The organism is Saccharomonospora saliphila YIM 90502 (assembly GCF_000383795.1).
In the GTDB taxonomy this organism is placed as follows: Bacteria; Actinomycetota; Actinomycetes; order Mycobacteriales; family Pseudonocardiaceae; genus Saccharomonospora; species Saccharomonospora saliphila.
On the sequence record NZ_KB912600.1, the window covers coordinates 14,283 to 22,736 of the forward strand.

Annotated in this window: 9 protein-coding genes; 6 read left to right on the plus strand and 3 right to left on the minus strand. The window is 72.6% G+C overall.

From position 1 onward, the window contains the following. The 4 genes from SACSA_RS20885 to SACSA_RS0100705 all read left to right on the plus strand — a co-directional run. On the plus strand, window positions 1-593 hold a 593-nt coding region (locus tag SACSA_RS20885; RefSeq protein WP_019812689.1), incomplete at its 5' end, for an SDR family oxidoreductase. 216 nt (window positions 594-809) lie between these two features. After that, entirely contained in the window at window positions 810-1,169 is a 360-nt protein-coding gene (locus SACSA_RS0100695; protein WP_019812691.1) for a GntR family transcriptional regulator, read from the plus strand. Then, window positions 1,166-2,086 carry an ABC transporter ATP-binding protein gene (locus SACSA_RS0100700; protein WP_019812693.1) on the plus strand — a complete coding sequence of 307 codons (921 nt, stop codon included), beginning with the start codon at window positions 1,166-1,168 and terminating at the stop codon, window positions 2,084-2,086. Before SACSA_RS0100695 ends, SACSA_RS0100700 begins: the two co-directional genes overlap by 4 nt. Next, window positions 2,086-2,784, plus strand: coding sequence for a hypothetical protein (locus SACSA_RS0100705; protein WP_028661400.1), 699 nt, complete (start codon window positions 2,086-2,088; stop codon window positions 2,782-2,784). The genes SACSA_RS0100700 and SACSA_RS0100705 overlap by 1 nt, the downstream gene beginning before the upstream one ends. Window positions 2,785-2,893: 109 nt before the next feature. Here SACSA_RS0100705 and SACSA_RS0100710 read toward each other — a convergent pair whose 3' ends face one another. From SACSA_RS0100710 to SACSA_RS20890, 3 genes are read right to left on the minus strand one after another with little or no spacing between them, the layout of a single operon-like run. Continuing rightward, window positions 2,894-4,201, minus strand: coding sequence for an amidohydrolase family protein (locus tag SACSA_RS0100710; protein WP_019812697.1), 1,308 nt, complete (start codon window positions 4,199-4,201; stop codon window positions 2,894-2,896). Window positions 4,202-4,212: 11 nt separating this feature from the next. Beyond that, window positions 4,213-4,878 carry a response regulator gene (locus SACSA_RS0100715; protein WP_019812699.1) on the minus strand — a complete coding sequence of 222 codons (666 nt, stop codon included), beginning with the start codon at window positions 4,876-4,878 and terminating at the stop codon, window positions 4,213-4,215. After that, complete coding sequence (locus tag SACSA_RS20890) at window positions 4,875-6,611, minus strand: sensor histidine kinase (RefSeq protein ID WP_048876285.1); 1,737 nt, start codon at window positions 6,609-6,611, stop codon at window positions 4,875-4,877. The genes SACSA_RS0100715 and SACSA_RS20890 overlap by 4 nt, the downstream gene beginning before the upstream one ends. A gap of 144 nt (window positions 6,612-6,755) precedes the next feature. Between SACSA_RS20890 and SACSA_RS0100725 the strand changes: the two genes are divergently transcribed. Together SACSA_RS0100725 and SACSA_RS25515 are read left to right on the plus strand one after the other, a co-directional pair. Beyond that, window positions 6,756-7,502, plus strand: a complete 747-nt coding sequence (locus tag SACSA_RS0100725; protein WP_019812703.1) for an ABC transporter ATP-binding protein — start codon at window positions 6,756-6,758, stop codon at window positions 7,500-7,502. Continuing rightward, on the plus strand, window positions 7,499-8,454 hold a 956-nt coding region (locus tag SACSA_RS25515; RefSeq protein WP_019812705.1), incomplete at its 3' end, for an FtsX-like permease family protein. The genes SACSA_RS0100725 and SACSA_RS25515, both read left to right, overlap by 4 nt.

The following is an 8,454-nucleotide window of genomic DNA, read 5'->3' on the forward strand; positions in this document are numbered from 1 at the left end:
GCCGCGACACCGACGCGCTGGACCGGCTCGCCGCGGAGTTGCCCCGCGCCCGGCCGTGGGCGGTCGACCTCACCGACCCCGACGCCCTGGCCGAGGCCACGGCGTCGATCGACCGCCTCGACGTCTGTGTGCACTCGGCCGGTGTGGCCGGATTGGGCAGCGTCGCGGAGTCGGAGGCGGCCGTGTGGCGGCACAACCTCGAGGTCAACGTCGTCGCCGTCGCCGAGCTGACGCGGCGGGTGCTGCCCGCGCTGCGCGCGGCGCGGGGGCATGTCGTGTTCCTCAACTCCGGGCAGGGGCTGGCCGCGCGCGCGGGCTGGGGTCCGTACGCGGCCAGCAAGTTCGCCCTGCGCGCCTACGCCGACGTGCTGCGCGCCGAGGAGGAGTCCGCGGGCGTGCGGGTGACCACCCTCTATCCCGGGCGTACCGACACGGAGATGCAGCAGGCCGTGGTGGCGCACGAGGGCGGTGAGTACGCGCCGGAGAAGTACCTGCGACCGGAGTCGGTCGCCTCCGCCGTCCAGGCCGCCGTCACGGCGGGTCCGGACGCGCATCTCACCGAGATGACCCTGCGCCCGCGCTCGGCCCGGTAGCCGGGGCGGCGAGTCGCTCCACAGGCGGCTCCCGCGCTTCCCTTATCCGCTGACAGCACCGCTTTCCCATCGGGAGAGCGGTGCTGTGTCGTGTCGTGCGCCACGTCGGCACGGCCGGGCGGTCCACGCGAGTTGACGCCCACGGATGTCTGGTGACATGGTTACCCACATGACTAATGAACCCATGTGGTTCCGGGTGCTCGGACGGAGGTCGTGATGGACGACGGCCGCCCCCTGTTCCAGCAGATCGCGGAGCAGATCGAGGACTCGATCATCGACGGCTCCCTGCCGGAGGAGAGCCGGGCGCCGTCGACCAACGAACTCGCCGCCTTCCACCGGATCAATCCGGCGACGGCGGCGAACGGCATCAACAAGCTGGTGGCCGACGGGCTGCTCTACAAGAGAAGGGGGGTCGGGATGTTCGTGGCCACGGGTGCGCGCGAGCAGCTGCTCCAGCGCCGCCGCACCGCTTTCGGGGAGAAGTTCATCGCCCCGTTGCTGTCGGAGGCGCGCAGGCTCGGCATGGACGCCGAGGACCTGAAGAAGATGATCGACGTCTGGAGGGACGACGCATGAGCGTGGCCGCGATGCGAGGCGTGACCAAGCGCTACGGCGACACGACGGCCGTGCGGGATGTGTCCTTCGCGCTGGAGGAGAACCGGGTCTACGGCCTGCTCGGCCGCAACGGAGCCGGCAAGTCCACGGTGATGCGCATGCTCACCGGGCAGGACTTCCCGACCGAGGGCGAGATCGAGGTCTTCGGCGAGCGCCCGTACGAGAACGCGGGCGTGCTCGGGCGGATCTGCTTCATCAAGGAGTCGCTGAAGTACCCGGACATCTTCAAGGTCCGGCACGCGTTCTCGGCCGCGAGCCTGCTGTTCTCGAACTGGGATGCCGACTACGCCGAACAGCTCGCCGACGAGTTCCAGCTCCCGACGCGCAAGAGCATCAAGAAGCTGTCGCGGGGGCAGCTCTCCGCCGTCGGAGTGATCATCGGCCTCGCCTCGCGGGCGCCACTGACCCTGTTCGACGAGCCCTATCTCGGGCTCGACGCGGTGGCGCGCCAGCGCTTCTACGATCACCTGCTCGCCGACTACGCCGAGCACCCGCGCACGGTTGTGCTCTCCACACACCTCATCGACGAGGTCAGCGACCTCATCGAACACGTTCTGGTGATCGATTCGGGGCGCATCCTGATGGACGGCGGCTCCGACGAACTGCGCGCGCAGGCGGTCACCGTGAGCGGGCCCCGGCGGGCGGTCGAGGAGTTCGCCTCGGGCTACACCGTGCTGCACCGGGAAGAACTCGGCGGCCTGCTGCGGCTCACCCTCAGCGGTGGCGTCCCCCGGCAGGGCACGGACTCGGTGCACGTGGAGCCCGTCTCGTTGCAGCAACTCGTGGTGCGCACCACCCAACTCGCCGACGGCCACGCGCTCGTCCGCTCCGACCACGGCCGTGCGCGTGACGGCCACAACGGCAGGGAGGCCGGATGATACCGCGGATGGTGCGGGTCGCCCGCATCCAGCTCGTCAACTCGCTCGCCGTGCTGGGACTGCCGGTCGTGATCCTGCTCGGCGTCCTGCTCGGCAACATCCTGATCTTCGGTGGCATGCGTGCCGCTGAGGCGGACGAACCCGTGGTGAGCGGGGCGTTGAGTTCCATCTACATCGTCATGCTCGTCGTGCATCTCCAGACGATGACGCAGATGTTCCCGTTCGCGGTGAGCCTGAGCGTCACCCGGCGCGACTTCTTCGGGGCGACGACGCTGATCGTGCTCGGCCAGTCGGTGGCCTACGGGTTGTTGCTGACCCTGCTCGCGCCGATCGAGGAGGCGACCGGCGGGTGGGGCGTGAACATGAGCATGATCAACGTCCCGTTCCTCGCGCACGACAACGTCCTGGCACAGTTCCTCGCGTTCACCGCGCCCTTCCTGTTGACCTCCTTCCTCGGCATCTGGTTCGGGATCGTGTTCAAGCGGTGGGGGCAGCTCGGCGTGTGGGTGCTGGGGCTCGGTTGCGCCGCGCTCGTGGTCGGGTTCGTCAGCCTGGTCAGCTGGCAGCGGTGGTGGCCCGCGGTGGGCGAGTTCCTCGCCGGTCACCCCGCCCTGGCGTTGCAGGCGGCCTATCCGGCGCTGATCGCCGTGGTGCTGGCCGGAGCGGGCTACCTCACGGCTCGCCGTGCCGTTCCCTGACGGCACGTATCAACCCAGTGCCATCCGCTGACGGCACGCCCCGCCCCGGTGCCGTCCCCCGACGGCACGGGGCGCCGGTCGTGGCTCGGGGAACGGGGTGGTGGCCTCCTCAGGCGCGCAGGCGGGCGGCGGCTGTGGCCACGTCCGCCTGCGCGGCGGTGCGGTCGATCCGGGTGGACTCGCCTGCCTCGACCACCCGCTCCCCCGCGACCCACACGTCGGTGACGCGGCGCGAGCCCGCCGCCCACACGAGGTTGGCCAGCAGGTGTTCGTCGTCGACGTCGAGGCCGGTGGCGAACGCCGGGTCGTCGGTGTCGATGTGCACGACATCGGCCCAGCGCCCGGGTTCGAGCGCACCGAGGTCGGCCCGGCCGAGCGCGTCGGCCCCGCCCCGGGTCGCCATCAGCAGCGCGTCGGCCGCCGTCACCGCGGTGGAATCCAGAGTAGACACCCGCGCGAGCATCGCCGCGAGCTGGATCTCCTCCCAGAGGTCGAGGTCGTCGTTGCTCGCCGGGCCGTCGGTGCCGAGGCCGACCGGCACCGACTCGGCGCGCAGGTCGGTCAACCGCGCGATGCCCGAGGCGAGTTTCGAGTTCGACCCGGGGCAGTGGGCCACACCCGCGCCCCGGGCGGCGAGCAGGGCGATGTCCGCATCGGACAAATGGACGGCGTGCGCCGCGACGAGCCTGCCGTCGAGCAACCCGACCCGATCGAGCAGCGCGGGCACAGAGCCGTGCTCGGCACGCTGGGGGGCGTCCTCGTCGGCCGCCTCGGCGACGTGAATCTGCACCAGCGCTCCGCGCGCGGACGCCGATTTCGCGATGTGCTCCAGCGCGTCGGCGGGCAGCATGTACGCCGAGTGCGGGGCGTAGGAGAGTTCGATCCGCTCACCGGGGCCGAACCGCAGGCCGTTGGCGTCGATCCAGCGCTCGGTCGCGGCGAGCATCGCACGCCAGTCGGTGCCCGGCAGGTCGATGATCGGACCGCCGACCACCACGCGGCCCCCGGTGGCCAGCACGGCGTCGGCGACCTGGTCGGCGTGGAAGTACATCTCCGCGCTCGTGGTCACCCCGCGCCGCAGCATCTCCACCGAGCCGAGCAGCATCCCCGTGCGCACGTCCTCGCCGCGCAGCCGGGCCTCGGCGGGCCAGATGACCTCGCGCAGCCACCGCAGCAACGGCAGGTCACCGCCCATGCCCCGCAGCAGCACCATCGGGCTGTGCGCGTGCGCGTTGACCAGCCCGGGAAGGAGAATGCCGGGAAGGTCGGTGACCGGGCCGGCCGCCGCCGGAGCAGAGGCCACGGGACCGCAGTGGGCGACGCGCCCGGAGTCGTCGATGTCGACCACCCCGTCACGGATCACGGAGCAGGCGGGGTCGGCGGGCAGGACGACGGGAGCGCGCAGCCGGTGGGTCATGCCCGCCGATCCTAGTGTTCGTCCGCGGCGTCCATGACGCCGTTGCGCCAGGCCCACGCGGCGATCTCCACCCGGTTGCGCACACCGAGTTTGCCCTGCACCGACGCGAGATGCGTCTTGACCGTGGACAGCGACATGTACAGCCGCGCCCCGATCTCGCCGTTGGTCAGCCCGTGTGCCGCGGCGCGCACCACGTCCAGTTCCCGGTCGGTGAGCGGGTCCGGCAGCGGATCGGCCGGGGCGGCGCGCTGGTGGTCGCCGAAGTGGCGCAGCAGGCGGACCGTGACCTGGGGAGACACCAGCGCGTCGCCGCGCGAGGCCGCCCGCACGGCCTCCACGAGCAGCGCCGGGCCCGCGTCCTTGAGCAGGAACCCGGAGGCACCGTTCTGCAACGCCGTGTGCACGTACTCGTCGAGGTCGAACGTGGTGACCACGACGACCTTGAGCGGGTCGGCCACCTCCGGACCGGCGAGCCGCTGAGTGACCTCCAGTCCGTCGATACCGGGCATGCGGATGTCGGCAAGGCATACGTCGGGACGCAGCTCGCGCGCCCGGCGCACCGCCTCGATCCCGTCGGCGACGTCGGCGACGACCTCGATGTCGTCCTGCGCGCCGAGGATCATGCGGAAGCCCGCCCGCACCATGTCCTGATCGTCGGCGATCAGTACCCGGATCACTGCCCGTCCCTCCTGTCGGTGTCCCCCTCGATCGGCAACCACGCCCGCACCGCCCAGCCACCCTCGGCGGACGGGCCCGCCGAGAGCCGCCCGCGCAGCAGCTCGACCCGCTCGCGCATGCCGATCAGACCGTATCCGGAGTCCTCCTCCGGACGGGCACGTTGTCCCGTCCCGTCGTCGCGGACCTCGAGAGAGAGCTCGCCGCCGCGCGCGTGTGCCGCGACCACCGCCCTGGTGACGCCTTCGGCGTGCTTGCCGACGTTGGTCAGCGACTCCTGCACCAGCCGCAGCGCCGAGCGTGCCACCTCGGGAGGCAGGTCGGGCGGGAGGTCGAGGTCGATCTCGGTGGGCACGCCGTGGTTGCCGGTCTCCACGAGCCGGTGCAGATCCGCCGCGAGGTCGGTGGTCGCCTGCTCGCTGAACTCGCCCGCCCCGGCGGGAGCCTCGCCGCGCATGCTGCGCACGAGGCGGCGCATGGCCGTCATCGCCTCGGTCCCGGCCCGTTCGATCTGCCCGAGCGCGTCCACCACCACGCGCGGGTCCTGCTCGGCCACGGCGCGCATCGCCTGCGCCTGCACCACGATTCCGGTGACGTGGTGGGCCACCACGTCGTGCAGTTCGCGGGCCAGCGCCATCCGCTCGGCGGTCTGCGCGTCGCTGACCGCCGTGGCGACCATCCGGGTGCGCTCCGAGTCGCGGGCCCGCAGGAACATGCCGAACGCGACGGCGATGCCCAGCAACAGCAAGGCCCCGACGAACAACGGCCGCAGCGCCTCGGTGTACCCGGCGGTCCCGTTGACCACGGCCGCCACGGCCACCACGGCGCTCATCACACCGATCAGCGCACCCGCGCGCCGTGGCGGACTCTGGCGGACCAGCACGACCACCACCACCACACCGCTGGCGACCTGGCCGAACGGCAGCCCGCCGGTGGTCGGGTAGAAGCCATGCCCGCCGAACATCCGCACGAGCACGGTCGTCGCCAGCACCACGGCGGTGAACACCAGCACCGCCCGGGCAGGGTCGCGGACCGCGGTGAGCGCCCCCACCGCTCCGGCCAGCGACAACACGAGCACCACCGCCGCGTCGGGTGCCGCGGAGGAGAGATACATCAGTTCGAGGAACAGCGCGCCCGCGAGCAACCCCACGACCGGCCACTGGCCCCGCAGCAGGGTGCCGACCGGACTCCTCCGCGTCGTCGTGGGGCCGCGTCCCATCATCCCGGCGACCACGGTGATCACCAGCAACGCCATACCCGTGAACACCGTCTGGTTGGCGGGGACGCCGAACACGAAACCGGCACGCGTCGCCACGGCGATCAGGGTGCTCACCACCAGGGCGCTCGCGGCGAACAGCGCGTCGAGGACGGTGAGCGCACGCACGCAGTGGTAGAGCAGCGCCAGCCCGGCGACCGTCTCCGAGAAGGTGATCTGGTGCAGCAGGGCGGTGTAGGAGGCCGCGTCCGCGCCCGCGATCAGCCCGCTGGAGGCCACCAGCACGGCCGAACCCGCCCACGCCGACCGCGCGGGGCGGGTGGGCGCGACGAGCGCGCACGCGGTGAGCCCGGCGATGCCCGGCAGCAGCCACAGCTCCGAGCCGTTCGGCCCGATGCCGTCGAACCCGACGGCACTGATGATCAGCAGGTCGACGAGCAGTGCGGCCACCAGCACCGCGCCCGGGGCACCGAGGCGGGACAGGACGAGTCTGAGCTGATCGGCACGCGAAGCTGGCACGTCCGTCGACGGTAGAGCAGGCCACCGCCGGGCAGAGCGGCCGTCGGGCCGAGCGCGGCTCGGCCGATCGACCGAGGCCGGGCACGGGCATGGTGGCCGTCCGTCCGACGCGCCCGCACCCGTGCCCCGGCGAGGCTGGTCGCCATGCGTTTCACGACAAGACCGGGCGCACGGGCGCACGAGACGGTCCTTTCCGGTGTCGCTCCCGCGCTGACCGGACGGGGGCTGGTCAAGACCTACGGCACGCAGCGCGCGCTGGGCGGGGTGGACATCGAGATCGGCGCGGGCGAGGCCGTGGCCGTGGTCGGCCCTTCGGGGTCGGGCAAGTCGACCCTGCTGCACGTGCTCGCGGGCATCCTGCCCGCCGACGAGGGCGAGGTGTTCGCGGGCGGGCTGCGGATCGACGACGCGAACGAGACTGCGCGCAGCGAACTGCGCCGTACCCGCTTCGGGTTCGTGTTCCAGTCCGGGATGCTCGTGGCCGAGCTGACCGCGGAGGAAAACGCCGCCCTGCCGCAACTGCTGGGGGGCACGGCCCGCGGCCGGGCGCTGGCCTCGGCCCGAGACTGGCTGGACAGGCTGGGACTCGCGGGCAAGGAGAAGCACAGGCCCGGCGAGCTCTCCGGCGGCGAGGCTCAGCGCGTGGCGATCGCGCGGGCGCTCGGACACCGGCCGAGCGTCATCTTCGCCGACGAGCCGACCGGTGCGCTCGACTCCCGTACCGGGCGGGAGACGATGCGCGCCCTGCTCGACGCGGCCGCCGAGACGGGCGCGGCCGTGGTGGTCGTGACCCACGACCGCGACCTCGCCGCCGCGCTGCCCAGGACGGTGACCATGCGTGACGGCCGGATCGACACCGTGCACGAGGACAGCGCCGGGGTGGTGTCGTGAGCCCGTTCCGCCTGGCCCTGCGGGTGCTGCGTGTGGACCGGCGCACGCGGACCTCGGCGATCCTCACCGCGGCCGGGGTCGCGGTCGCCACGGCACTCATGCTGCTGCTCGTCTCGCTGCCGCTGGCCACGGACGCGCGTGCCGACCGGATCGCGTGGCAGGAACCCGCCTACGGCGTCACCCCGGAGGAGGCCACCCTCGCCGTCGCGACGACCGAGGACTTCTACCAGGGTCGCCGTATCGTGCGCGTCGAGGTGGCGGCCTTGACCGACCCTGCCCGCATCGCCCTGCCCGACGGGATCGAGCGGCTGCCCGGCCCCGGCGAGGTGCTGCTGTCGCCGGAACTGGCCGGACTGGTGGCCGACCGGCCCGGATCGGTACTGGGTGACCGGTTCGAGGGCGAGATCGTCGGCACTCTCGGCACCGAGGCCCTGACCGATCCCGGGCAGCTCGTCGCGCTGGTGGGGCACGCGGAGCCGGAGCCCTCGTCGTACCTGGTCGAGCAGGAGGGGTTCGCCACCTCGGCGCTGGTGCGGGACGTGAATCTGGACGTGCTCGCGGGGGTCGGTGTGGTGGTGCTGATGGTGCCCAGCCTGGTGCTGGTCGCCTCGGCCGCCCGGTTGACCGCCGCCCGGCGCGAGACGCGGCTCGCCGCGCTGCGCCTGGCGGGGGCGACTCCGAGACAGGTGGTGGCGGCCGTGGCCGGTGAGATGGCGATCGCCGCCGTCGGCGGCGCGCTGCTCGGACTGGCTCTCAGCCCGCCGCTGCACTCGGTGGCCCGCCACGTGCCCTGGGACGGCAACGCCTGGCAGGCCGGGGACTTCGCACTGCCGGTGCCGGTGTCGGTCTCGGTGGCGCTGGCCATCCCGGTGTTCGTGCTGCTCTCGGCCGTGGTGGGGCTGCGGCGCGTGGTGCGCGCGCCGCTGGGCGCGGCCAACCGGCACGCGCGCGG